At 70.5% G+C, this 24,232-nt stretch carries 22 protein-coding genes and 1 pseudogene; 8 read left to right on the forward strand and 15 right to left on the reverse strand.

Features of this window, described 5'->3' with window-relative positions; genetic code table 11:
• The first annotated feature begins 79 nt into the window (after positions 1-79).
• Positions 80-1,897 (forward strand): methionine--tRNA ligase, encoded by a 1,818-nt coding sequence (metG, locus tag AC0T5L_RS24420; RefSeq protein WP_476167828.1) that lies wholly within the window; start codon positions 80-82, stop codon positions 1,895-1,897.
• A gap of 80 nt (positions 1,898-1,977) precedes the next feature.
• Positions 1,978-2,901, forward strand: a complete 924-nt coding sequence (locus AC0T5L_RS24425) for a TatD family hydrolase (RefSeq protein WP_476167829.1) — start codon at positions 1,978-1,980, stop codon at positions 2,899-2,901.
• A 59-nt stretch (positions 2,902-2,960) separates the two neighbouring features.
• Here AC0T5L_RS24425 and rsgA read toward each other — a convergent pair whose 3' ends face one another.
• Complete coding sequence (gene rsgA / locus AC0T5L_RS24430; protein ID WP_476167830.1) at positions 2,961-4,073, reverse strand: ribosome small subunit-dependent GTPase A; 1,113 nt, start codon at positions 4,071-4,073, stop codon at positions 2,961-2,963.
• A gap of 236 nt (positions 4,074-4,309) precedes the next feature.
• Positions 4,310-5,182: an MHYT domain-containing protein gene (locus AC0T5L_RS24435; RefSeq protein ID WP_476167831.1), complete on the reverse strand. Its 873-nt coding sequence runs from the start codon at positions 5,180-5,182 to the stop codon at positions 4,310-4,312.
• A 377-nt stretch (positions 5,183-5,559) separates the two neighbouring features.
• Here AC0T5L_RS24435 and AC0T5L_RS24440 point away from each other — a divergent pair, with 377 nt between their 5' ends.
• Both AC0T5L_RS24440 and AC0T5L_RS24445 read left to right on the forward strand, forming a co-directional pair.
• On the forward strand, positions 5,560-5,850 hold the full coding sequence (locus AC0T5L_RS24440; RefSeq protein ID WP_476167832.1) for a hypothetical protein: 291 nt from the start codon (positions 5,560-5,562) through the stop codon (positions 5,848-5,850).
• Between the two features lie 55 nt (positions 5,851-5,905).
• The gene (locus tag AC0T5L_RS24445) at positions 5,906-6,439 is read left to right on the forward strand and encodes a hypothetical protein (protein WP_476167833.1); all 534 of its coding nucleotides are present in this window, start codon (positions 5,906-5,908) and stop codon (positions 6,437-6,439) included.
• On the opposite strand, the gene AC0T5L_RS24450 is transcribed toward AC0T5L_RS24445, so the two are convergent.
• The 5 genes and pseudogenes from AC0T5L_RS24450 to AC0T5L_RS24470 all read right to left on the reverse strand — a co-directional run bounded on the left by AC0T5L_RS24450 (position 6,336) and on the right by AC0T5L_RS24470 (position 11,504).
• Entirely contained in the window at positions 6,336-7,397 is a 1,062-nt protein-coding gene (locus AC0T5L_RS24450) for an IS630 family transposase (RefSeq protein ID WP_476167834.1), read from the reverse strand. The genes AC0T5L_RS24445 and AC0T5L_RS24450 overlap by 104 nt on opposite strands.
• 8 nt (positions 7,398-7,405) lie before the next feature.
• Positions 7,406-7,546 (reverse strand): annotated as a pseudogene (locus AC0T5L_RS24455) (hypothetical protein); the annotation flags it as partial.
• 1,053 nt (positions 7,547-8,599) lie between these two features.
• Positions 8,600-9,559, reverse strand: a complete 960-nt coding sequence (locus AC0T5L_RS24460) for an alpha/beta hydrolase family protein (protein ID WP_476167835.1) — start codon at positions 9,557-9,559, stop codon at positions 8,600-8,602.
• Between the two features lie 328 nt (positions 9,560-9,887).
• Positions 9,888-10,718 (reverse strand): MHYT domain-containing protein, encoded by an 831-nt coding sequence (locus AC0T5L_RS24465; protein ID WP_476167836.1) that lies wholly within the window; start codon positions 10,716-10,718, stop codon positions 9,888-9,890.
• A 126-nt stretch (positions 10,719-10,844) separates the two neighbouring features.
• Complete coding sequence (locus AC0T5L_RS24470; protein ID WP_476167837.1) at positions 10,845-11,504, reverse strand: TetR/AcrR family transcriptional regulator; 660 nt, start codon at positions 11,502-11,504, stop codon at positions 10,845-10,847.
• A gap of 823 nt (positions 11,505-12,327) precedes the next feature.
• On the opposite strand from AC0T5L_RS24470, the gene AC0T5L_RS24475 reads away from it, so the two are divergent.
• The 3 genes from AC0T5L_RS24475 (at position 12,328) to AC0T5L_RS24485 (ending at position 13,703) form a co-directional block, all read left to right on the forward strand.
• Complete coding sequence (locus AC0T5L_RS24475; RefSeq protein WP_476167838.1) at positions 12,328-12,825, forward strand: hypothetical protein; 498 nt, start codon at positions 12,328-12,330, stop codon at positions 12,823-12,825.
• A gap of 92 nt (positions 12,826-12,917) precedes the next feature.
• Positions 12,918-13,289, forward strand: coding sequence for a hypothetical protein (locus tag AC0T5L_RS24480; protein ID WP_476167839.1), 372 nt, complete (start codon positions 12,918-12,920; stop codon positions 13,287-13,289).
• Positions 13,290-13,457: 168 nt separating this feature from the next.
• Entirely contained in the window at positions 13,458-13,703 is a 246-nt protein-coding gene (locus AC0T5L_RS24485) for a hypothetical protein (protein ID WP_476167840.1), read from the forward strand.
• Between the two features lie 94 nt (positions 13,704-13,797).
• Here the strand turns inward: AC0T5L_RS24485 and AC0T5L_RS24490 are convergent, their stop codons facing one another.
• The 8 genes from AC0T5L_RS24490 to AC0T5L_RS24525 form a co-directional block, all read right to left on the reverse strand.
• A complete protein-coding gene (locus AC0T5L_RS24490) occupies positions 13,798-14,802 on the reverse strand; it encodes a sugar phosphate isomerase/epimerase family protein (protein ID WP_476167841.1) in 1,005 nt (334 codons plus the stop codon).
• 38 nt (positions 14,803-14,840) lie between these two features.
• Positions 14,841-15,575, reverse strand: coding sequence for a hypothetical protein (locus AC0T5L_RS24495; RefSeq protein WP_476167842.1), 735 nt, complete (start codon positions 15,573-15,575; stop codon positions 14,841-14,843).
• Positions 15,576-15,789: 214 nt separating this feature from the next.
• Complete coding sequence (locus tag AC0T5L_RS24500) at positions 15,790-16,695, reverse strand: sugar phosphate isomerase/epimerase family protein (protein WP_476167843.1); 906 nt, start codon at positions 16,693-16,695, stop codon at positions 15,790-15,792.
• A complete protein-coding gene (locus tag AC0T5L_RS24505; protein WP_476167844.1) occupies positions 16,692-17,897 on the reverse strand; it encodes a substrate-binding domain-containing protein in 1,206 nt (401 codons plus the stop codon). Before AC0T5L_RS24505 ends, AC0T5L_RS24500 begins: the two co-directional genes overlap by 4 nt.
• A gap of 2 nt (positions 17,898-17,899) precedes the next feature.
• The gene (locus AC0T5L_RS24510; protein ID WP_476167845.1) at positions 17,900-18,970 is read right to left on the reverse strand and encodes an ABC transporter permease; all 1,071 of its coding nucleotides are present in this window, start codon (positions 18,968-18,970) and stop codon (positions 17,900-17,902) included.
• Positions 18,967-20,031, reverse strand: a complete 1,065-nt coding sequence (locus tag AC0T5L_RS24515) for an ABC transporter permease (protein WP_476167849.1) — start codon at positions 20,029-20,031, stop codon at positions 18,967-18,969. The genes AC0T5L_RS24510 and AC0T5L_RS24515 overlap by 4 nt, the downstream gene beginning before the upstream one ends.
• Before the next feature lie 38 nt (positions 20,032-20,069).
• A complete protein-coding gene (locus AC0T5L_RS24520) occupies positions 20,070-21,704 on the reverse strand; it encodes a sugar ABC transporter ATP-binding protein (protein ID WP_476167846.1) in 1,635 nt (544 codons plus the stop codon).
• Positions 21,701-22,843 (reverse strand): Gfo/Idh/MocA family protein, encoded by a 1,143-nt coding sequence (locus AC0T5L_RS24525; RefSeq protein ID WP_476167850.1) that lies wholly within the window; start codon positions 22,841-22,843, stop codon positions 21,701-21,703. Before AC0T5L_RS24525 ends, AC0T5L_RS24520 begins: the two co-directional genes overlap by 4 nt.
• Before the next feature lie 115 nt (positions 22,844-22,958).
• On the opposite strand from AC0T5L_RS24525, the gene AC0T5L_RS24530 reads away from it, so the two are divergent.
• Entirely contained in the window at positions 22,959-24,176 is a 1,218-nt protein-coding gene (locus AC0T5L_RS24530) for an ROK family transcriptional regulator (protein WP_476167847.1), read from the forward strand.
• The last annotated feature ends 56 nt before the right edge of the window (positions 24,177-24,232 follow it).

Here is a 24,232-nt window from a genome sequence, read left to right on the forward strand (position 1 = left end):
GTTCGCACCGGGTCCGCCGCGCGGCCGCACACGGGAAAAGGCGTGCGCGGCAGGCCGCCGACCCCTTTAGGCTTGGGTCATGTCGTCGAATCGCCACATCCTGACCGCGGTCGCATGGCCCTACGCCAACGGACCGCGCCACATTGGCCACGTGTCCGGCTTCGGGGTCCCCTCCGACGTCTTCTCCCGCTTCCAGCGAATGTCGGGCAACCACGTGCTGATGGTCAGCGGCACCGACGAGCACGGCACCCCGGTCCAGGTGCTGGCCGACCAGGAGGGCGTGACCCCCCGGGAGCTGGCCGACCGCTACAACCGGGTCATCGCCGACGACCTGGTCGGACTCGGCCTGTCCTACGACCTGTTCACGCGTACCACCACCGGCAACCACTACGCCGTCGCCCAGCAGCTGTTCACCACGCTGTACGAGAACGGGTACGTCTTCGCCCACACCACCAAGGGCGCGGTCTCCCCCTCCACCGGACGCACGCTCCCCGACCGCTACATCGAGGGCGTCTGCCCGATCTGCGGCTACGACGGCGCGCGCGGCGACCAGTGCGACAACTGCGGCAACCAGCTCGACCCCATCGACCTCATCTCGCCCCGTTCGCGGATCAACGGTGAGGCGCCCGAGTTCGTGGACACCGAGCACTTCATGCTCGACCTGCCCGCCTTCGCCGACGTCCTCACGGACTGGCTCAAGGGCAAGGAGGGCGAGTGGCGGCCCAACGTCCTCAAGTTCTCCCTGAACCTGACCGAGGACCTCCAGCCGCGCGCGGTCACCCGCGACCTCAACTGGGGCGTGCCCGTCCCGCTGGAGGGCTGGAGCGACAACGACAACAAGCGCCTGTACGTGTGGTTCGACGCGGTCATCGGCTACCTGTCCGCGTCGGTGGAGTGGGCCAAGCGCGTCGGCGAGCCCGAGGCCTGGCGCCGCTGGTGGCAGAACGGGGACGCCCGGTCCTACTACTTCATGGGCAAGGACAACATCGTCTTCCACTCGGTGGTCTGGCCCGCGATCCTGCTGGGCGCCAACGGTGAGGGCGACCGGGACGGCGACCCCGGGCCGTTGGGCAGGCTCGACGTGCCCACCGAGGTGGTCTCCAGCGAGTTCCTCACCATGGAGGGCCGCAAGTTCTCCTCCTCGCGCCGCGTGGTGATCTACGTGCGCGACTTCCTGGAGCGCTACTCGGCCGACGCGCTGCGCTACTACATCATGGCCGCCGGCCCCGAGACCCAGGACACCGACTTCACCTGGGCCGAGTTCGTGCGTCGCAACAACGACGAGCTGGTGGCGGCCTGGGGCAACCTGGTCAACCGCTCCATCTCGATGGCCGCCAAGAACCTGGGTGAGATCCCCGCCGCCGGTGAGCTGACCGACGAGGACCGCCGGGTCCTGGAGGACTCCAGGGCCGCGTTCGCCAGGGTCGGGGAGCGGCTGGAGCGGTCCCAGTTCAAGGCCGGGCTACAGGAGGCCATGCGCACCGTGGCCGAGGCCAACAAGTACATCTCCGACCAGGCTCCGTGGGCACTGAAGAAGACCGACCCGGAGCGGATGGCCACCGTGCTGCACGTGGCCCTCCAGCTGGTCCAGGACGCCAACACGCTGCTCACCCCGTACCTGCCCGAGTCGGCGAACAAGGTGTACGCGATGCTCGGCGGTACCGGGACCTGGACGGGCATGCCCCGTATCGACACCGGGCGCGATCGCATCGGCGGTTCGGGCGAGGAGGTGGACTACCCGGTGATCACCGGGGACTACGCCGACAACGAGGCGCGCTGGGAGTCCACACCGATCGCGGCGGGCACCCCGCTCAGCCGCCCGGAGCCGCTGTTCACCAAGCTTGACCAGTCGGTGGTGGACGAGGAGCTGGCACGCCTGGAGGGCGCCGCCGAGTAGGGCTCGGCCACCGCCGGAAGACAGGACGACCGCGCCGACGGGCACCGCCCGTCGGCGCGCCTTCGCGGAGGAACGTGAACATGGGCAAGCGCAGCGGGAAAGCAGTCAGGGAGCGCAACAACCAGACGCCCCCGCCGGTACCCGAACCCCTGCGTGTCCCGGTGGCCGACAGCCACACCCACATGGACATGCAGGCCCCGGATGTCGAGGAGGTCATCGCCGCCGCCGAGGGCGTCGGGGTGACCCCGCTCGTGCAGGTGGGCGTGGACCTGCCGTCGTCGCGGTGGGCGGCCGAGGTCGCCGCCGCGTACCCGGGCAGGGTGTGGGCGGCCGCGGCCCTGCACCCCAACGAGGCGCCGCGCATCGTGCACGGCGACGGCGCACCGGGCGTGGAGGTCGACGACACCGACTGGGCGGGCAGGACCCGGGAGGCCGGGGGAGCGGCCGTGCTGGAGGAGGCGCTGGCCGGGATCGACGAGCTGGCCGCCCTGCCCCAGGTCGTCGCGGTCGGCGAGACCGGCATGGACACCTTCCGCACCGGCCCCGAGGGAGCGCGGGCGCAGGAGGAGTCGTTCCGCCGCCACATCGGCATCGCCAAACGCCACGGCAAGGCCGTGATGATCCACGACCGGGACGCCCACGAGGACGTGTTCCGGATCCTGGCCGACGAGGGAGCTCCGGACCGGGTGGTCTTCCACTGCTTCTCCGGCGACGCCGACATGGCCAAGGTGTGCGCCGAGCACGGCTACTTCATGAGCTTCGCGGGCAACGTCACCTTCGCCAGCGCCGAGTCCCTGCGTGAGGCGGCCGCGGCCGCGCCGCCGGAACTGATGCTGGTGGAGACCGACGCGCCGTTCCTCACCCCCAAGCCCTACCGCGGCCGCCCCAACGCCCCCTACCTCATCCCGCACACACTGCGGGCGCTGGCCGAGGCCAAGGGCATGGACGAGGACGAACTGGCGGGGGCCATCGCGGGCAACGCGCGGCGGGCCTTCGGCTTCTGACGGGTTCCGCGACGCGTACGGGCCCCTCCGCCCCGCCCAGGAGGCGGAGGGCCCCGCCGCTAGCGGCCCCGTTTGCGCCAGGTGTTCTCCCTGGCCTGGCGTTCGGCGGCCTTCCACTGCTTCCGGCACTCGGCGCGCAGGCGGGCGTCGCCCCGGGACCGGTTCCACTCGGCCTCACGCCGGAGCCGGTTCCAGCGCTCCAGACGCCGCGCGTCCAGTTCGCCCTCGTCCACGGCGGCGTTGACCGCGCAACCGGGCTCGTCGCCGTGCGCGCAGTCGCGGAAACGGCATCGCTCGGCGAACTCCTGAACGTCGGCGAAGGTCCGGTCCACGCCCTCCTCGACACCGGGCACGTCGATGCGCCGCACGCCGGGGATGTCCAGGACCAGCGCGCCGCCGGGCAGCCGCAGGAGCTGGCGGTGGGTGGTGGTGTGCCGTCCCCGGCGGTCCTGGCGGATCTGCCCGGTGTCCATCAGCGTGCGCCCGGACACCGCGTTGACCAGGCTGGACTTGCCCGCTCCGGAGGTGCCCAGCAGCACCCAGGTGCTTCCGGGGAGCAACCTCGCGGACAGCTCCTCCAGCCCGAGGCCGGTGTGCGCGCTGACGGTGTACACGTCGGCGCCCATGGTCACCGACTCGATGAGTTCGAGCACCTCGGGGAGGCGGTCCCCGGCCAGCTCGGCCTTGGTGACCGCCACGACCGGGGTCGCGCCGCTCGCCCAGGCCAGGCTCAGGAAGCGTTCCAGGCGGCCCACGTTGGGGCCCTGGTCGGCGGCCTCGCAGATGAGGACCGCGTCGATGTTGGCGGCCAGCACCTGGTCGTGCGAATTCTTGGCCACGCCCTGGCGGACGAGGCTGCCGGCGCGTTCGAGGACGGCCTCGACGAGCCATACGTCGCCGGAGCGGCGTACCGCGACCCAGTCGCCGCCGCACGGAGCGGTGGACGGATCGGCACGCGCCGCCTTGGTGACGGCGGGCGAGTAGTCGGCGGCCGTCTCCCGGGGGAGGTGGACCACCGCCCCGCCGCGGCGGGAGGAGGCGACGCGCGCGGGGACCAGGGGATGGGCGCTCGCGGCGGCGACGGCGTCGAAGGCCTGCTCGACACGGCGGTTCCATCCCAGTGCGGCCAGCGGGTGGGTGAGGGGTGCGTCTGTGCTGTTGTGCGTACTCACGACGGGCTCTCTGTGGGGCGAGCCGTCCGAAGGGGTGTTCTCGGTCCTTCAGGGCTCGTGAACGATCGGGAAGGTCGGGTGCAAACCATTCGAGAAGACGGGCATGGCTCTTCTTCCTCTCCGTCGTCGTGGGCCGCCGTGGTCGCGGCGCTCCGGCCCGGTGAGTCTAGGAGCGGCGGACCGGGGCGTGCCACTGGTTTTTCGGCCGTGCCACCGGCCGTCCGGCCGGGTCAGGTTCAGCGGTGTCTGGTCCACACGTCGCCGGAGCCGCCCGGCACGGTTCGGGGGCCGGCGGCGTGCCGGGGCGCGTAGTCGGCGGGGGCCGTGTCCGGCCCGCTTCCGGGCTGGGGCGGGGCGGCGTGGACCGGGCGCCGGGTGTAGGCGGGGCGCTCCTCCTCCACACCCAGCAGGAGGAAGAGGCTACAGATCAGCAGGAAGATGAACAGGCCCACGATCAGGGGCAGCAGCAGGTCGGCCGCGGTGGCCCCGTCCGGGGCGCCGAAGCGGGAGAACCGGGGCTCCGTGATGTGGACGCCCATCATGCCGACGTAGTGCATGGCGGTCACCGCGACCGCCATCACGAGGGAGGCGGCTCCGATGGCCGTGCGCCCGCGTAGCCGGGAGGCGGACCACAGGGCGACGGTGGCGGCCACCAGCGCGATGGCGCAGGCCAGGGCGACGTACGGGGGATCGTGGTGGATGTCCCCGTGCACGTTCATCGAGTACATGCCGACGTAGTGCATGGCGATGACGCCGGTACCGGCGATGAACCCGCCGGCCAGGAGCCAGGGGGCCGTCCTCCTGAGGATGGTCATGGTGAGCGCGAGGGCTGTGACCGCGACGGCGATGAGCCCGCTGGCCACGGTGAGTACGGCGTCGTAGCGGATGGCCGTCCCGGAGACCTGGAAGCCCATCATGGCGATGAAGTGCATCGACCACACGGCCATGCCGCCGGTCGAGAGGGAGGCCAGGGCCAACCACTGCCAGCGCACGGGACCCGTCGCGCGGCGTGCGCGGGCGGCGAAGGAGAGCCCGAGGAAGGATCCGATGGCCGAGACCGCGAAGGCGATGGCGGGGGTCAGCCAGTCCTGGGCGAAGTGATCGAGCACAGCTCACTACTTTCCATGACCTTAGTCACATTCCGGTCGGATTATGGATGGTAGGGAGAGCCGCCACTGCGGCGCCAGGGGTGCGCACGAAAGCGATTGGCCTGATGCGGTCAGCGAGAACACAGCGGAACAGGTGCGTGACGGTCGGTCTCGGCGTTGCGTCCGCGGGTGCCCGGGGCTTCCGCGCTGCCCGTGCGGAGCGGCTCCTGTGCGGGGGCGGGCCCTGGTCCGGTGCCGCACATGCCTCGGCCGCATGTCGTCCTTTGCGAAGAAAGGGCTGTTTATGGTTTCGTGCACGAAGGGCGAAATAACGTTCGGATATAGCTTGCGGCCGGCTGCTCGGTGCCGGTAAAAGGCACGGTCGGGTCCCGTCTCCGATGGTCGCGCGGGGGCGACGGCCCGAACGAGGCGGAGACGGCGTCCGCGACCTGGTGGTCGGTGACCCGGACGCGGCGGTCGACGGAGACCAGCGCGCCGGACGGATCACCGTGGCCTACGGAGGAGACGGCGTCCCGACAGTCCTGGAGCGGGGCACCGGCGCCGTCCCCGGCGATCCGGGCCGGGGCGACCGTTTCGGCGAGGTCCTGGACACCTTCGACCACGACACTGATATCGCGAAGAGAGAATGTGCCCCATGGACGCGAATCGTTGTGGCCGTTCTTGCGTGATAACGGTATTGGCGATGGTGACCAGTGCTTTGTGAGGGTTCAGTAAGGGGATTTAATGCTGTCTGACGAGCTCGATGCACTGGTAGAAAAACTGAACAGCCTGGGTCGTCCAGTGAGTCAGTGGATTGTTCCGGGCAGCAGCCCTTCACGTGTCAGAAAATTTCTCGGGCCCCATGTCCCCGAAGAAGTTGTAACCTGGTTTGGCTGGTGCGATGGAATTGAAGTCCACCCGGGGCAGACTCAGGATGATGTAAATATAGCTCCAGGATATTTCCCGCTTTCTCTAGAAGAAGCCGCGGAGGGGAGATTCCTATACGAAGGCGATTCTGTCCTCGGTGGAAGTTGGGTACCCATTCTCGGGAGTGGTGGGAGTGATATATATGCGGCAGTGTGGGGCGTGGATAAAGGATCTTCCGTGGCCGGAGTGCTAGAGGGAGAGCCTACCGAGATAGAGTTTCCAAGCCTGGGGTGGATGGTTTCATTCTTTAATGAGTGCTACCTGAGTAGAGTTTTTTACCTTGACGGTAATAGTTATTTTCAGATGGACTCGGAGAAGTACGACGAACTGTACTCAGAGTTCTTCCCGTGAACTGGCTGGAGTTTGATTGCCCTTGTCTGTGGTGGGTGCTGAAATTTGATAATTCGGCTGTCGGGGGCGGGGAGGGCCGCAACCCGACCGAGCCGATGAATCCCCGTGGCAGGCCCGGACGTTTGAGCACCAAGCGAAGATGCGCGTTGACCACCTGTTCCAGCTCTTCCAGGCTTCGGAACAGGCGGCTTCTGAGCATGCGCTTGAGATGGGACCACAACGACTCCACCGGATTCAGCTCGGGCGCGTACCGGGGCAGGCACACCGCGCTCAGCCAGTCCCGCGCCACGACTTGGACGGCCACCGGCTCGCACGTGTGCGAGGAGTGGTTGTCCCAGACCAGCACCACCGGCCCCCGCAGTGCCCGGTGCGGCCCATCCAGCACCACAGGCAGGTCGGCGTGGGTGATGGAGGCCTCCTGCACACAGTGGAACAGACGCGCCCGCCCGCTGGCCGGGTGCACGCACAGCCACCCGGCGGCGTTGGCCCTGCCCCGACGGCCTCCTCGCGCGGCCACCAGCGGGGTACGCCCTCGCCGACCCCAGGTGCGGCGGGTGGGCGGACTCGTGCTGGCACCGCTCTCATCAGCGAAGGCGGTCCACACGCCCGAGGTTTCAACGTCCTTTTTGACCCGTGGACACACCTGGGTGCGCCAACGGTCGACCTCCTGCTCATCACGTTCGACCGCTCGGGTTGCGGGCACTTGGTCGGACCATCCCAACCGCTGAAGCAGCCGCCAGACCCCCGAAGGGTCGGCATAGCCCACACCGAAGCGCTCGCTGGTGAGGTGGTTGATGCGCTCCAAAGTCCAGTACTGGTCGGGCCATCCGTGGGCCATGGGACCCTGGCCGAGCAGGGCGGGCAGGAGCCGCTGCGCGTCGGCGTCCAGCATGGGCGCGCCGCCACGGAGCGGGCCGCGAGAGCATCTGCTCCCTCGGCCTTCCAGGCCTTGTGCCACGTGTGGACGGCCTGTCTGCTCACGTGGTGTATCCGAGTGGCCTCGGCTTGGGACAGTTCTCCTTGCTTGAACAGTTCGGCCGCGGTCAGGCGGCGTTTCTCGTATTCTCCGGGGTGTGCGGAGGAGGGGAGTAGAGCTCCATGATCCAACGACCTTCCCAGGTCAGAAGCATGTCATCCCACACATCAAAGATCAGTATAGATCCAACTAGCGCTTGGACTCAGTAGACCGGAAGGCGTGGCACATTGTTCACAAGGAATGGTGATCCACCATGGTGGAAGATCGAAGGGGTCGCAGGCGGAGTCAATACCGGTGCGGTCTATGAGACGGCCTATGGCAGGATCGTTACTGGATTTCCTTTCCGGTAGAACAGGGAGATGGGTCGGCCATGGGGTCGATGTGGCGCCGAAGTGAACTTAAACGCCTGTTGCTGGATTCGCCTATAATCAATCCTGGTGTGGTCAAGGATGTCGAGGACTTCCTGTTTGCTGGTGGGTGTTATCTTGCCTTTGGCGCGCTTTGCTCATGGATATACGAGAATGGTATTCCTGTGAGCCCTTCCTGCTGAGGAAGACTTGTTGGTATGTCGGAGGAGATAGGGCCTGAAGGGCTTGTGGAGAAGATTCGAAGCCTGGTCGTTCGGTAGGATATCTGTACTAGTCGGCTATTTTATGGTCATCCTGCGAGGCAATCCATGAGTCGTGACGTGAACTACGGAACGCAGCCGGAAATCATTTCTCGCTCCACGGCCAGGTTCCCGGAAAGAGGTGTCGCTGAGTAGTTTCACCCTCCGGGTTTTTGGGGTTCTGACGACCTGGAAGGAGATCAGCCAGAGGAGCGCCCGGGCGATCTCACCCGTCGGCGTTGGACGACGGCGGGGCTTGTGCGGGACCCGTCAGTGCTTCAGCTGGGCGGTCGGACGTTCTCCGGGGCTGCGGGGGTCGGTGCTGGCATTCTTCTTCCCATACGGCTTGCCTCGGCCCCTGAACGGTACGAACACGCCCCGGTCCAGACCGATGTAGCCCTTGGGCCGATGCCATCAGAGAAGTGGCGGTGACGCGCTCGGCGAGAGGGCGGGACGCTCCGCCGGAGGAGAGCCGGCCGGTTCGGAGAGTGCGTCCGAGGTTCCGGGCCGGTGGCGGTCGGGGACGCGGCCGCCGGCCGCCACCCGTTCCAGGCCTCGGAGACGGTGCCTCTTCGGCTTACTTGGACTCGACCCGTCCGATCGGGGCGGGGCCGGCTGTCAGCGTGTCACGCGCCTCCCGCCAAGCGGAGTCCCCGAGGCGGAGCTCGGTGCGGAGGTAGGCCCAGGTGAGCCGCTGGACCGCGGACACCCGCTCCGGGCTCTCGTCCGTGGTCTCGGCGACGTCGTATCCGGAGACCCCGCCTAGCCCGTGCTCCGCGTCGAACAGGGTGAGCAGGGACTTGGGCCCGGGGGAGAGGAAGTACGGATCGGCGTGCCAGTCCGGGCCCCGGACCGTCAGGTGGGCGGAGGTGTCCTTGTCGCCGGCGACCACGAGCGCGGGCGTCGTCATCTCGGAGAAGTCGCTGGTCACGAGGAAGGAATAGTTCTCGGCCACGAACTCGGTGAGGGCGTCGCCGCCTCTGCCGGGCGCGGCGAGCAGCACACCCGCCCTGATCCGGGGGTCGGCCAGGTTCACCTCCGTTCCGTCGTGCGGATCGGTGAGCCGGGCGCCCAGCAGCAGGCTCGCGGTGTGCCCGCCCATCGAGTGCCCGGCTACGGCGACCCTGCTTCGGTCCAGGCGCCCGAGGAGCTGTGGGACGGTGGCCTCGATCACGTCGAGCTGGTCGAGGACGCGCTTCATGTCCTCGGCCCGCGACCGCCAGTACATAGGTGCCTCAGGGGCGCCGGTGTCCAGGCTCAGCGTCGTCGAGCTCAGGTGGGTGGGCTGGATCACGGCGAAGCCGTGCGCCGCCCAGAAGTCGACGAGTGGCGCGTAGCCGTTCAGCGAGGAGAGGTTGTTCGAGTGGCCCTGCCCGTGTGAGAGGAGGATGACCGGCAGCTCGCTCCCGGTCACGGGCGCGGAGACCCGCACCTCCAGGTCCACCGCTCGGCCGGGCACTGACAGCGTCACCGGACTGACCGAGAGGACGGGGGAGGGCGAGCCGAAGGTGTCGGCTGTGTGGGTCGATTCGCTCATGGCGCGCGTTTCCCTTCGATGGCCTCTGCCGCCGGTCTCATCCGGTCGGCGGAGGGCGATGCGGTCAGGAACGTCCCGCCTCCGCCGGGCTGACAAGCGGAACGCTGCTCCGGTTAGCATACGGAGCAGTGTTCCGCTTTGTCAATCGTCGTCCGGGGGAGAGCGTGGTGCCCGTCCGCGCGCGGTCGCTCGACGCCGCGGCCGACGCTGGCGAGACCAGGCCCGGCACACACGCCTACGGACTGGTGCGCGGTACCGGCGGCCTCCTGCCTGGGTGGCGGAACGGACACACGAGGCCGTCAGCAGGGCGAACGCGGCCTGGCACTCCCTAGCGCCGACGGGTCCACACGTCGTCGGAGCGGTGCCGGGCGGCGTAGGACCCCTCGGCCTCCGCGGGGGCCTCGTCCTCCGCACTCGCGGAGGCGGTGCCGCGGGCCGGGGAGTCGTCCACGTCCAGCATCAGCAGCAGGCTGCACACCAGCAGGAAGACGAACAGGCCGATGAGCAGCGGCAGCAGCAGCTCCGGGGAGGCCGAGCCGGGGAGCGGCGCATCGCCCGGCGACTCGTCGACCGTGACGTGTACGCCGAACATGCCGGTGTAGTGCATGCAGGTGACCGCGACGCCCATGACCAGGGAGGCGGCGAGGGTCGCGGATACGCCCCGCAGGCGCAGCGCGAACCAGAGGGCGACCGTCGCCGCGATCAGTGCGATGGCGACGGCCAGCACCACGAACAGGGGGTCGTGCCCCATGTGGCCGTGCATGTTGATGGAGGCCATGCCCATGTAGTGCATGGCGACGATCCCCGACCCGGCGACGGCACCGCCGGCCAGCAGCGATCCGAGCGTGCGGCGGGTGGTGACCAGGTACAGGGCCACGCCCGTGACCACGACGGCGAGCAGACCGCTGGCCACGGTGAGTACGGCGTCGTAGCGGATGGCCGTCCCGGAGACCTGGAAGCCCATCATGGCGATGAAGTGCATCGACCACACGGCGGTTCCGCCGATACACGCCGCGCTGAGCGCCAGCCACGCCCAGCTGGCGGCGCCGACGGTCCTGCGGGCCCGGGCGGCGAACATCAGCCCCACGAAAGAGCCGACCACGGAGACGGAGTAGGCGATGGCGGGCGTCAGCGGCCCCTGGGTGAAGTGGTCGATCACGGCCGCCGCTCCCGGCTTCGAAGGTGGGGGATGCTGTTGTGGCCATCCTAGGAAGCGCGGCACCTCAGTAGGTCACGTTGCGATCACGCCCAGGCGTTGGGGCCGGGGGTGGCCACGCTGGAGGGGCTACTCCGCGAAGGGGCGCGTTCCACGTCCGCTCAGACCCGCGAAGGCGATTCCTGCCAGGGTGTCGGCGATCTCCGAGGGGTCCAGGCCGCGGTCGGGCTTGTACCACTCCACGATCGAGTTGACCATGCCGAACAGCAGGCGGGCCGCGACCGCCGGGTCCACGTCCGGGCGGATGTCGCCCTCGGCGGCGCCCTCGCGCACCAGGTCGGCGATCAGGTGGTCGAACTCGCGGCGCCGCTCCAGAGCGTGTTTCTCCACCTCGGTGTTGCCGCGCACACGCAGCAGCAGGGTCACGTGGGGCAGCTCCTCCACCAGTACCCGCACGCTGCCGCGCAGCACGTACTCCAGGCGGTCGATGGCCGGACCGGTGGTCGAGGCCTCCTCGCGGGTGACCTCGAACAGGGCGTCCATGGCCAGGTCCAGTGAGCGGCGCAGCAGTTCGGTCTTGCCGGTGACGTGGTGGTAGATGGCCGACTTGGTCACGCCCAGGGCGCGCGCCAGGTCCTCCATGCTCGTGCCGTCGTATCCGCGTTCGTTGAACACGCGTGCGGCCACGCGCAGTACGGAGTCGGCGTCATGGCCGGGGCGGCCTGAGCGCCGCCGCCCCGCCGCTCCTGGTCGGGAGGGCGCTGGTTCGACAGGGGAAGATCTGGACACGGTTGTCGAATCTACCTGGTGGGAGCGGCCCGATGTGCGGAGAGCGGCCCGAGAGGCGCTGCTCCCTACCCCCGGGCTTCCCACGAGGGTTTGCTAACTTAACGAACGGTCGGTTGGTAACACACCCTAGCGCGGGTCGCCGCCGGCCGTCGCCCCGCCGCCGTGGAGGGCGGCGAAGCGGTGGTGCGCGGAGAACACGGGAAATGAGTGCCCAAGCACGGGAAAGCGGCCGCGTGGAATGTTTCGCCCGGGCACTGCCATGTTCCGGCCGCCACGCTTTCACCTGTCCGGAGAAGGGTCCCAGGGGCTCCGGAACCCCTTGACGGGTTTCGCGGCACAAGGGTATTCCGGCCCTCGCCTGAGGGCGGAAGTCCTGATCTTCCCATATCAAGAACGAGGGTCCCTGTGGCTGTCGCCCGCCACGGCGCCTTATGTGCCTCATCAGCCGGAGGGCGGGTGCCGCGGCGGCCGCGACGGCTCCCGATCCGCCGCGCCGCCCCACCTGGGCCTCCTGCTGCACCTGTGCCTCCTGCCCTGGCCCGGGCCACAAGACCCGAAAACCCCACACGGCGATAGAAGTGTTCGTCCGGAGCGCTTCGGGAGATCACTTTTGTCCTTGGGGCGAAACGTGCATCCCTCCCCTGGTGCCTTTCTGACACAAAGAACTTCGCGTCCCCTCCAAGCAGGCATGACACAGAAAATTACCGAAAAGCCTGCGGTTCGGCCGTCCGGTCCTTATTCTCGTGATGTCCGCAAAGGACAGTCCGCCTGATTCGTCGCGGGCGGTTGGGAGAACCGGCCCCCGCCTTCGCAAAGGACAGCCGTGCGTTTCGACCAGCAGTTGAGGGAGATGCTCGAAACACCCGGGGTGCGCAGTGCCTGCCTCGTGGACTGGCGAGCCGGACACGTCCTCACCCGCGTCGGTGCCGACGACCGTGCCATGGACACGGGGGAGATCCTCCGGGCCATCCGCGGTGGTCCTCTGCGCGCCGTCCAGGCGCTGGAGGACGTGGTCGTCACCGACGCCGACCACCACCTGCTGTTCGCAGTCCTGGAGGGCTCCGACCTGTGCGTACAGGTGCGCATGAGCCGCACGGAGGGAAGCCTCGGCTTCGCCCTGCGGCGGCTGCGCCGGCTGGTGCGCACGGCACGGGTGCCCCCGCCGCCCCGGAGCGACGCCGACCACCCGCCCCGCCGTGACCGGGACCGGCCCCGCCCCGCCGCCCGTGTCGCCGCACCCGTGGACCAAAGGGTCCTGAAGCGCGTCCTCACCGCGCTCCGCTCGCTGTCCGTCGACCGTTCGCGGTCGGTGGCCGCGTGACCCCTGGCCCGTCCCGTCGCGGCGTCGCGGGCCTGCGCCACTGGATGGCCGACAAGGCGCTGCGCCGACGTACCCAAAGGAGAGAGAAGGGCATGCCGAACATCGAAACCGGGCTCAAGGAAATGATGGAGATCGACGGGGCGATCGGTGCCGCCGTCGTCGACTACAGCAGCGGAATGGCGCTGGGCACCCTGGCCGCGACCAACTCGCTCGACCTCACCGTCGCCGCCGCCGGGAACACCGAGGTGGTCCGCGCCAAGATGCGCACCATGGACCAGCTCGGGCTCAACGACGCGATCGAGGACATCCTCATCACCCTGTCCGGCCAGTACCACGTCATCCGTCCCCTCACCAGCCGCAAGGGGCAGGGACTCTTCCTCTACCTGGCCCTCGACCGAACCCGGGGCAACCTCGCCCTGGGGCGGCACCGCCTCAAGAACATCGAGGAGACCCTGGAGGTCTGACCAGGGGCTCCGCGGGGACCGGGGGAGGGCTCCCTCCGGTCCCCCGCCCGGTTCCCGCCGCCAGACCGCCTCCGGCTCCCGCGACCCTTCGCCGCCAAACGTTTCCGAGTCCGGAGGCGATGGGAGAGAATGCCGGTGTCCACCCCCGACGCCTCAGGGAGACCCGGTATGTTCCGGATCGTGATCAGCCGCCTCACCAACGACGGACTGCGTATCACCCCCGAGCACAGAGGCACCGCCATGTCCGTCGACGAGGCGGTGCACGCCGTCGAGGAGCACCTGCCCACCGTGGACACGGCGGCCTTCGGCAGCGACGCCGTGCAGAGCTCCGTCAACCGGGTCAACGACTTCCGCCGCGACGTCTCCACCGCGGACGGCGGCCATTACCGGGTGGTCATCGCCCCCATGATGTGAGCGCCGCGCCGTACCCCCGCCCCGACGGCCGCCGCCCGGCGCACTCGTGCCCCGGGCCGCCTGGAAGCCGGCCGGGGCACGGGCCCGGCCCCGGTCAGTCCGCCCCGAAGGCGGAGTCGAAGGAGGCCTCCGGCGGGTCGTAGGCCTTCGACCGGACGAAAGCCACCGCCTCGGCGGCTCCGACCAGCCGGTCCATACCCGCGTCCTCCCACTCCACCGAGACCGGCCCCTGGTAGCCGATCGAGTTCAGGGTGCGGAAGCAGTCCTCCCAGGGCACGTCGCCGTGCCCCGTCGACACGAAGTCCCAGCCGCGGCGCGGGTCGCCCCAGGGCAGGTGGGACCCCAGACGCCCGTTGCGGCCGTTGCCCACCCGCTTGCGGGTGTCCTTGCAGTCCACGTGGTAGATCCGGTCACGGAAGTCCCACAGGAACCCGGCCGGGTCGATGTCCTGCCACACCATGTGACTGGGGTCCCAGTTCAGGCCGAACGCGGGACGGCGGCCCACCGCCTCCAGTGCCTTCTCGGTCGACCAGTAGTCGTAGGCGATCTCGGAGGGGTGCACCTCGTGTGCGAAGCGCACCCCCACCTCGTCGAACACGTCCAGGACGGGGTTCCACCGGTCGGCGAAGTCCCGGTACCCGGCCTCGATGACGTCCTCGCCCACCGGCGGGAACATCGCCACGTACTTCCAGATCGCCGAACCCGTGAAGCCCGCCACGGTGGACACGCCGAGCCTCGCGGCGGCACGTGCGGTGGTCTTCATCTCCTCGGCGGCCCGCTGGCGCACGCCCTCGGGCTCCCCGTCCCCCCACACCCGCGCGGGCAGGATGTCCCGGTGGCGCTGGTCGATCGGGTCGTCGCAGACGGCCTGTCCCAGCAGGTGGTTGGAGATCGCCCACACGCCCAGCCCGTGGCGGTTGAGCACGTCCAGCCGGTCGCGCACGTACTCGTCGTCCACGGCGGCCCGGGTGACGTCGAGGTGGTCGCCCCAACAGGCGATCTCCAGACCGTCGTAGCCCCACGAGGAGGCCAGGGAGCACACCTCCTCGAAGGGCAGGTCGGCCCACTGTCCGGTGAAGAGGGTGACTGGTCGTGGCATGTCGGTGCCTTCCGTGCTCGGGTTCGGGTGTTCTGGGCTCAGTGGTCGTGGCCGTCCCAGGAGCCCTCTCCGGCCTCGGCGCCGTCGGGTCGGAGGGCCCCGCTGTCGGGTGCGGCGGGCAGGTACAGGTGGACGTGGCCATGCCCGGTGTCCACGCTGACCATGTCGAGGTGGGTGGCGGACACCGACCACGAGTGGACCGCCCGGTCCCGCAGGTCCATGGCGATGTGGAGGGCGTCCATGCGCAGGTTCTCGTCCTCGACCAGCGCGGCCTTGGCATAGGTCTCGACCGACATGGACAGCAGGCGGGTGGAGGAGGACAGGCCCTCGCGGGCGACCTCGTGGGCGGTGTCGCCCTCGGAGGCTTCGCCGAAGTGCTCCGCGGCCTCTTGCACGCTGGTGCGCCAGGAGTGGACCACCGAGGGTTCGGTCGGTTCCAGGGGCGGGTGTGAGCCGTCGGTGGGAAGGAACTCCTCCATGGCCTCCACCACGGGGGCCAGCCCCTCATGGGCCATGCGGGTGTACTCGACGAGTTCGCCGACACGGTCGGCGTCGGGCTGGTAGGCGGCGGCCGCGGACCCGCCCTCCGCGGCCCCGTCGCCTCCGAGGAGGACGACGCTGGCGGCGACGGTGGCGCCGACCACCGTGAGCGAGACCCCGGTCAGCCACCACGTGGCCGGGGTGGCCGCCACCGGATCCTGGTCGTCGGGGACCTCGGGTGCGGGGGGTGCGGGGAACGCTGGGTCGAAGGGTGGCTGCTGCTGTGCGGACATCGTGACGTCTCCTGTCGGGGAGGGAGCCGCCCTACTTCAGTAAGCGCCTTCCGGTGGGCGCGGCACCGAGCGGGGGATGGACGTTGTCATCCTGGCCTGCCGCCGACGGTGGTGCGGACACCGAGGCGGTCGGGTGGAGCCAGAACGCCCGGTGCCGCGGCCGGAACGGTTTCCCGTCCCACCCGTCACACCGGCAACGTTCGCGGCCAGCACACTACGACGCCCCCTCCTGCCGGGACAGGGAACGAAGGAAGGCCAGGCCGTCGACGGCGAGCGCGTCCTGGCTCGCCGCCAGCGGACGCCAGACGGAGGCCGCCGTGGCGATGCTGGCATTGTCCGCCGTGAACGACTCGATCACCAGGGGGCCTCGGTACCCCGAATCGTCCAGTGCGTCGAGGATCCCGTGCCAGTCCAGGTGGTCGGCGCCGGGCGCGCCCCGGTCGTTCGCGCACACCTGTACGTGTTTGATCCTTCCGCCGCCCCCCGCGGACGCCCGCGGCGCGGCTCCCGCCCCGGCCCTGCTGATCGCCGCCGCCACGTCCCGCTCCTCGATGTTCATGTGGTACACGTCCAGGGCCAGTCCGCAGTGCTCGGCGGGCAGGTCGGCGAGCATCTCCAGCCCCTGGTCCACCGTGTTGATCACGCTGGTCTCGTACCGGTTGAGCGGTTCCACGGCGAGGGAGACCCCCGCGGTCGAGGCGTGCCCGACCACGGGGGCCAGCGCCTCGGTCAGCTCGGCGCCGATCCCCGCCCGCTCTCGCGGGGACATCCGCCAGGTGCGACCGACCGAGGCGTAGGCCGGACCGGCGACGACGGAGGAGCCGACCGTCGCCGCCGCGTCCACGACCCTTCTGAGATAGTCCTGTGTGGCGGACCGGGTGGACGGGTCGGTGGCGACCAGTTCCCGGCCCGGCCCCATGACCAGCACGACGCTGGCCGCCAGGCCCAGCCCGTCCAGCAGGGCCCGGGCGCGCCGGGGGTCCCAGTCACCGGCGTTCTCCACCGGGAGCTCGACCGTGTCGAACCCCCACTCCGCCACGCGGGGAGCGATCCGCTCCAGTCCGGCGTCGGTCAGCGGTGACGTCCACACCCACGTGTTGACCCCCAGCGCGCGCCTCACCTCTGCGTCCAGGCCTCGGGGAAGCCCGGCAGGTCCTCGCCGCCGAACTTCGCGTAGTGCAGGGACGGCATGTCCTCGTTGCGCTCCAGGTACTCGTCCAGCTCGTCCTGGCGGACCGGCTCCTGGGGCAGGACCCACTCGGAGGGGACCTCCTCACCGGCGAGGATCATGCTCGCGGCCAGGACCGGGGTACGCCACTGGAAGTTGGAGTAGACCGGCGCGATCGCGGTGAGGTCCTCCTCCCGCCACTTGCGCATGAAGCTCAGCTCGTCCTCCCCGGCGATCACCGGGTAGGGCTGTCCAGCGTCCTCGAAGGCCTCCAGACCCGCGACGGCGCCGTCCCCGGCGTCCATCCAGATGCCGTCGACCTCGCCGCGCTGGAGGTGCTGGGAGACCAGGTCCTTGATCTTGGCGCCGTCGCCCTCGGTGAACTCGTGGCCGAGCACCTCCAGCTCACTGTCGCCGAAGATCTCCTGGGCGGCCGCCCAGCGGTGTTCGAGCACGTCCACGCCGGGCAGGATGCGCAGAGCCAGCACGGTCGAGCCGGGCTCCAGGTTCTCGACCAGGAAGTCGGCCGCGTCCGCGCCGTAGGCGTAGCCGCCGATCGGGTGGATGAACGTGACCATGCAGTCGCTGTTGACCCCGCGGTCGAAGACCACGACCGGGACGCCGCTCTCGCAGGCGGTCTCCACGGCCGGGGTCAGCGTGGCGGTGGTGGACGGCGAGATGATGATGGCGTCGCAGTCCCCGGAGTCCACGAACGCCTGGATGTCGGAGATCTGCTGGTTGTCGTCGTCAGCGGCGTCGGAGACCCGGAAGTCACCGATGCGGCCCTCCTCCTGGAGCGCCTCCACCTGCTGTTCCATGGTGATGAAGCCGGTGACGCGCCAGGGGTTGGACACCGAGGCGTTGGAGAAGCACAGCGTCGCGTCCTCGGGCGCGTCGTGGGCGAACTCGGAGGTGTCGATCCACTCGGGCTCGATCGCCTGCATCCAGGGCTCGTCCTCGGGCCCTTCCGGGGTGGTGTCGCGCTGGGCGAGCTGGGCCTCGAACTCGGCCTCGTCGAACCACTCCCCGTCCGGGGTGAGGTCGGCTCCGCCGTTCTCCCCCTCCGGGGAGTCGCCGGGCGTGTCCGTCGTACACGCCGTGAGCATCAGGGTCAGGCCGGCGGCGCCGGCGAGCAGCACGCGGGGGACGCGCATGGTTACCTCCTGGAAGTGCCGAGCGGCTGCTCGGTCGTGTGGTCCGGCCGCCGTCGCAGGCGCTCCGGCAGTCGAAGGTCGCCCCGGCGGGCGGCGTAGGCCACCGCGGCGATGATGATCAGCCCCTGCACGGACGGCTGGATCGTCGAGGGAAGGTAGAGCTGGTTGAACAGGGTGAACAGGGCCTCCAGCGTCAGGGCGCCCAGGACCGCGGCCACCACGGTGCCGCGCCCGCCGCCCAGCACCACCCCGCCGAGCACGACGGCGGTGATGGCGGTGAACTCCAGCCCCTCTCCCACCTGTGCGGTGACCCCGGCGAACCCGCCGATGAGGACGGCGGCGACGGTGGCCGTCAGCGAGGACCCCACGAAGGCCATGGTGCGCACCCGCCACACCCGCACCCCCGAGAACGCGGCGGCGACGTCGTTGTCGCCCGTCGCGACGAGGGCCCGGCCGAAGGGCGAGCGCATGAGGGACACGGCGATCACCGCCAGCACCAGCGCGATGACCAGGGCCCACGGGAGCTGGCCCAGGAGGGGCACGTTCTCGATCCCGCCGCGCCCGGGGGCGCGGAAGGACTCCGAGAGCGCTCCGGTGGGCGCGCCGCCGGTCCAGTAGCGGACGGCGCCGAACAGGATCAGCATCGTGCCGAGCGTGGTGATGATCGAGGGGACCCGCAGCAGCGTGGTCACCAGACCGTTGACCAGCCCCACCACCAGGCCGAAGGCCAGCATGACGCCGATCACCGGCAGGGTCATGGACTCCTCGCCGTCGATGAGCCGTGCCGCGATCACCACCTGCGCGCCCACCAGCGACCCGACCGAGAGGTCGAACTCGCCGGAGACGATCACCAGGTACTGGCCGATCGCCAGGATCACCAGCGGCGCGGCCTTCTTGGCGAAGGCCATCAGCGGCGGGCCCTCGAAGAACGAGGGGTTCTGGGTGGCGATGACCGCGAAGATCAGCGCCAGCAGCAGGGCGACGGTGGCCGTGCCGCCCCGGCCCAGCGCGGTGAGCGCTGCCAGCGCACTCGGTCCGCCATGGCGCGGACCCGGGGAGGGGTTCGGGGTCATCGGCGGCCTCCGAGGGGTTGTGGCGAGGATCCGGGATCCGGATCGGGGGCGTCCTCAGGGGCCGGTGCGGACCGCGGAACGCGGCCGGGCGGTGACGCGCCGCCGGAGGGGAAGCGCACCCGCGTGGCCGCGCGGGAGTGCTGGCCGCGGGCGTAGACGGCCACGGCGGCGATGACGATCACGCCGCGCAGCACGTCCTTGACGAACGGGTCGACCGAGAGCACGTTGAACACCGTGTCGAGCGTGGCGAGGATGAACACCCCCGCGACCGTTCCGGCCACGCCGCCGCGCCCGCCGAGCAGGTAGGTGCCGCCCAGCACCACGGCCGCGATGGCCTCCAGTTCGTAGCCGTTGCCGTAGACCGTGGCGCTGCCGGTGCCGAACCGCGCGGCCAGCAGAAGACCGGCCGCACCGGCCGTGACCGAGCACAGCACGTGCGAGGTGACCGTGGGCACCCCGGAGCGGACACCGGAGAGGCGGGCGACCTCGGCGTCCCCGCCGACGGCGTAGATGTGGTAGCCCATCCGGGTGCGCCGCAGGAACAGCACCGCCGCCACGGCCACGCCCAGCATGACCAGGGCGGAGACCGGCAGCACGCCGATCCTCGTGTAGCCGAAGGCCTGGAACGCGGCGGGGATCGACCCGGCCGGGCCTTGGAAGTTCGTGTCCAGGTAGCCCTTGATGATCAGCCCCATCCCCAGGGTGGCGATGAAGGGGTTGACCCGCAGCCTGGTGACCACCAGTCCGTTGGCCAGGCCGATCAGTCCGGCCAGGCCCAGCGTCGCGCCCACGCCGAGTACGACGCGTGAGGGATCGCCCGCCATGGTGGTGGCCGCGACCACGGTGGACAGCGCGGCGACGTAGCCCACCGACAGGTCCAGGGAGCGGCACAGGATGACGAGGGTCTGGCCGATGGCCAGGAACCCCAGCAGGCTGCTGCGGGTGAACAGGTCGACGGTGTTTGCGGTGGTGAACAGGTTGCCGCCCCGCGTGGCCACGAAGGCCGCGCTGAGCGCGAGCAGCAGCACCAGGGCGAGGTAGACCAGGCCGGTGGGGCCCATACGCGAGCCGAGGTCTCGAAGGCCGGAGGTCGGGGGCGTCACGGGGCGGCCTCCTCGTGTCGTGCGGGGGAGCTGCCGCTTCCGCCACCGGGTGGGGGGTTCGGGGAGGAGGTACCGGGACGCGGGCCCCCGGACGTGGACGGCGTACGGGGGGCGTCGTCGGCGGGGCCGGGCGCGCTCTCGTGCGGTGATCCGGTGGCCATGGCCATGACGGCCTCCTCACTGGACCCGCCGGGCAGCTCGCCCGCCACCCGGCCGTCCCGCAGCACGACCAGACGGTCGGACATGCCGATCAGCTCGGGTAGCTCGGAGGAGATGAGCACGATCGCCACACCGGCCGCGGCCAGCTCGCGCATCAGCCGGTAGACGGCCTGCTTGGCACCCACGTCGATGCCGCGGGTGGGTTCGTCGAGCACCATCACGCCGGGTTCGGCCGCCAGCCACTTGGCCAGCACCACCTTCTGCTGGTTGCCGCCGGACAGGTACCGGACCTCCTGGCCGTGGCCGCCGCGCGCGACCAGCTCCACCGAGGAGAGGACGCCGGGCAGCCGCCGGGCCCGCCGGGCCGACCCGAGGGGCCAGACCGCGTCCAGGACCAGGCGGCCGTTGGCCGCCACCGACTGGTTCAGCGCCAGTCCCTGCGCCTTGCGGTCCTCGGTGACCAGCACCAGTCCGGCGCGCACGGCCCGGCGCGGCGAGCGCGGGCTGGTCCGGCGGCCGTCCACGGCGATCTCGCCCCGGGTGAGGCGCTCGACGCCGAAGAGGGCGTGGGCGATCTCGGTGCGCCCGCTGCCCTGGAGCCCGCCCAGGCCCAGGATCTCGCCGCCGCGTACCTCGAAGCCGATCCCGTCCAACTGGGTGTTGCCGCCGCCGGTGACCGACAGCCGGACCTTCCCGACGTGCTCGCCGTGCGGCTCCAGGCGGTCGGGGAAGACCGCCGAGACCGGGCGGCCCACCATCTTGCGAACCAGTTCGGCGGGACTGATCCCGTCGGCGGGGACGGTGTCGACGAGGTGGCCGTCCTTGAGGACGGTGATGGTGTCGGCCAGGTCGAAGATCTCCCTCATGCGGTGTGACACGTACAGCACCGCCACACCGCGTTCGCGCAGGCGGCCGATGATCCGGTAGAGCACCTCCACCTCGTGGTCGGCCAGCGCGGCGGTCGGCTCGTCCATGGAGATGATGCGCGCGTCGTGCGAGAGCGCCTTGACGATCTCCACCACCTGCTGTTCGGCCACCGACAGGGAGCGCACCTTGGCGCGGGGGGAGATGCCCTCCAGGCCCAGCCCGGCGAGCAGCTCGGCGGCGGCCCGGTCCATGGCCCGGCCGTCCACCAACCCGCGGCGGCGGATCTCCCGGCCCAGGAAGACGTTCTCGGCGACGGTGCGCTCGGGCAGGAGGTTGAACTCCTGGAAGACCGTGGCCACGCCCGCGCGCTGGGCCTGGACGGGGTGATCGAAGGAGACGGGCCCTCCCGCCAGCTCGATGGTCCCCCCGTCCGCGCGGTGCACCCCGGCCAGCACCTTCATCAGGGTGGACTTGCCCGCGCCGTTCTCGCCGACCAGCGCGTGCAGCTCCCCGGGGCGCAGCTCCAGGTCCACGCCGTGCAGCACGCGCACGCCCAGGAAGGACTTGGTGACACCGTTCATCCGAAGCAGGGGGTCGGCGGTCATCCCCGGTCCACCTCCGGAACGTCGACCCAGCGGCGCTCGCGGGCCGACTCCAGCACGGCCTCGGCCAGGACGGCGGCGCGCAGGCCGTCGGCGAACACGGGCAGGCCCTCGGGGGGCCGTCCCGCGACGGCGGCGCCGGTGTCGGACACCAGTGCGTTGAAGCAGTCCTGATAGCCCTGCGGGTGCCCCGCGGGGACGGCGCCCAGGCGCGCCGCGTCGGCGCTCAGCGCGGGGTCGTCGCGGGTGATGGTGGCGGTGCGGCCCCGGCTGCCCGCCCAGAGGGTCTCGGGCCGTTCCTGGTCGAAGAGCAGGGACCCCTCGGTTCCGGAGACCTCCAGGACCAGCTGGTTCTTGCGGCCGGGGGAGACCTGGCTGATGACGGCGCTGCCGATCACGCCGCCCGCCGTGGCGAACTGGAAGGTCACCAGGTCCTCGGTGGCCACCGGTCGGCCGTCCCGTGTGTCGTTGACGCGGGAGGTCTGGGCGCTGACCGAGGTGATGCGGTCGCCGGTGACGAACTCCAGCATGTCGCACCAGTGCGAGCCGATGTCGCCGAAGGCGCGGGTGGGTCCGCCGCGGGAGGGGTCGACCCGCCAGTTGTCCTCCTCCGGGTACAGGAGCCAGTCCTGGAGGTAGCCGCCATGGGCGAGGCTGACACGGCCGATGGAGCCGGCGGCGACCAGGGCGCGCGCCTCGCGGGCCATGGGGTGGAACCGGTAGGCGAAGGGGACGACGGCGACCCGGTCGGCCTCCTCCGCGGCTCGGACGAGTTCGCGTGCGGTGTCGGAGTCGGTGGCCAGGGGCTTCTCGCACACCACGTGCTTTCCGGCGGCCAGGGCGGCCAGGCTCAGCGGGGCGTGCAGGTGGTTGGGGGTGCACACGTGGACCACGTCCACGTCGTCACCGTGGATGAGTTCTAGGGCGTCGGCGTGGGCCCGGGCGATGCCGTTGGCCCTCCGGAACCGCTCGGCCTTGTCGGGGGAGGAGCCCGTGACCCCGACGACCTCACCGCCCGTGGCGCGGACGGCGTGGGAGTGGACCCGACCCATGAAGCCGGTGCCGATCACCGCTGCGCGGTAGGCGTTCGGGGCGGTCGGCCCGGAGCCCGCCACCTCGTCCGGGCTTGTGACCTTTCTCACTGACATGCCCAGAACGGTACGCCGGGCTTATGTCGGCAGTCAAGCAGAAGTTGTCAGTTCCGAAAACAATAGATCCATGCCGATCGGTCAATAGATCCTGTGCTTCACTGTTCGCATGACGGAAGACGCGCTGACTCACCCGGAGGGCCCCGGCTTGACTGTCGCTGCGACCACCGCACCGGGTGCGGGAACCCTGCTCCGACTCCTGCGCGACGGAAAGCCGCGCACCCGCTCGGAACTGGCCTCCGTCACCGGCCTGGCCCGCTCGACCGTCACCCAGCGCGTGGACGCCCTGCTCTCCAGCGGACTCATCGGACCGGCGGGCGAGGCCGTCTCCACCGGGGGCAGGCCGCCCACGACGTTCTCGTTCCGGCCCGACGCCCGGGTGGTCCTGGCCGCCGACCTGGGCGCCACCCACGCCTGGCTGGCCCTCACCGACATGTCCGGGACGGTGCTCGCCGAGGAGCGCGCCGACCTGGACATCGCGCTGGGACCCGGACCCGTCCTGGACTGGGTCGTGGAGAGGGGGCGCGGCCTACTGGAGGGCGCGCGGCGGGGGGTGGACGAACTGCTCGGCCTGGGCATCGGCCTGCCGGGGCCGGTCCAGCACTCCACCGGGCGCGCGGTCAACCCGCCGATCATGCCCGGGTGGGACGGCTTCGACGTCCCCGGCTACGTCCACGGCCGGCTCAACGTGCCGGTCCTGGTGGACAACGACGTCAACATCATGGCGATCGGGGAGCACCACACCGCCTGGCCCTCGGCCAGCCACCTGATGTTCGTCAAGGTCGCCACCGGCATCGGCTGCGGCATCATCAGCGAGGGAAGCGTCTACCGGGGGGCGCAGGGGGCCGCCGGGGACATGGGGCACATCCACGTCCCGAGCGGCGGCGAACGGCCCTGCCGGTGCGGCAACACCGGCTGCCTGGAGGCCGTGGCCAGCGGCGCCGCCCTGGCCGCGGACCTGATCGCCGAGGGCGTGCCCGCCAGCGGGGCCCGCGACGTGGTGGAGCTCTCCCGAGGCGGGTCGGTACCCGCCCTGCGCGCGCTGCGCCAGGCGGGCCGCGACATCGGCGAGGTCCTGGCCGCCTCGGTCAACATGTTCAACCCGTCGGTCATCGTCATCGGCGGGGCGCTCGCCCTGGCCGGGGACCACCTGCTCGCCGGCGTCCGGGAGGTCATCTACCAGCGGTCGCTGCCGCTGGCCACCGAGCACCTGAGCATCGTCTCGTCCGTGGCGGGGGAGAGCGCGGGCGTGGTCGGCGCGGCCGTCATGGTGATCGAGCACTGCCTGAGCCCCGAGCACGCCGGTGCCCTCGTCAACGGGGCCTGAAGTGCTCCATCAGCTCACGGAACCGGGCCCAGCCGTCCGCCTCCACCCCGTCCCCG

It is taken from the genome of Nocardiopsis sp. TRM 82005 (assembly GCF_056312425.1).

Coding starts and splice junctions, on each gene's coding strand:
- metG (WP_476167828.1), top strand. CDS start 80: ATGTCGTCGAATCGCCACATCCTGACCGCGGTCGCATGGCCCTACGCC.
- AC0T5L_RS24425 (WP_476167829.1), top strand. CDS start 1,978: ATGGGCAAGCGCAGCGGGAAAGCAGTCAGGGAGCGCAACAACCAGACG.
- AC0T5L_RS24440 (WP_476167832.1), top strand. CDS start 5,560: ATGGTCGCGCGGGGGCGACGGCCCGAACGAGGCGGAGACGGCGTCCGC.
- AC0T5L_RS24445 (WP_476167833.1), top strand. CDS start 5,906: ATGCTGTCTGACGAGCTCGATGCACTGGTAGAAAAACTGAACAGCCTG.
- AC0T5L_RS24460 (WP_476167835.1), bottom strand. CDS start 9,559: ATGAGCGAATCGACCCACACAGCCGACACCTTCGGCTCGCCCTCCCCC.
- AC0T5L_RS24480 (WP_476167839.1), top strand. CDS start 12,918: ATGCCGAACATCGAAACCGGGCTCAAGGAAATGATGGAGATCGACGGG.
- AC0T5L_RS24485 (WP_476167840.1), top strand. CDS start 13,458: ATGTTCCGGATCGTGATCAGCCGCCTCACCAACGACGGACTGCGTATC.
- AC0T5L_RS24490 (WP_476167841.1), bottom strand. CDS start 14,802: ATGCCACGACCAGTCACCCTCTTCACCGGACAGTGGGCCGACCTGCCC.
- AC0T5L_RS24495 (WP_476167842.1), bottom strand. CDS start 15,575: ATGTCCGCACAGCAGCAGCCACCCTTCGACCCAGCGTTCCCCGCACCC.
- AC0T5L_RS24505 (WP_476167844.1), bottom strand. CDS start 17,897: ATGCGCGTCCCCCGCGTGCTGCTCGCCGGCGCCGCCGGCCTGACCCTG.
- AC0T5L_RS24510 (WP_476167845.1), bottom strand. CDS start 18,970: ATGACCCCGAACCCCTCCCCGGGTCCGCGCCATGGCGGACCGAGTGCG.
- AC0T5L_RS24515 (WP_476167849.1), bottom strand. CDS start 20,031: ATGGGCCCCACCGGCCTGGTCTACCTCGCCCTGGTGCTGCTGCTCGCG.
- AC0T5L_RS24520 (WP_476167846.1), bottom strand. CDS start 21,704: ATGACCGCCGACCCCCTGCTTCGGATGAACGGTGTCACCAAGTCCTTC.
- AC0T5L_RS24530 (WP_476167847.1), top strand. CDS start 22,959: ATGACGGAAGACGCGCTGACTCACCCGGAGGGCCCCGGCTTGACTGTC.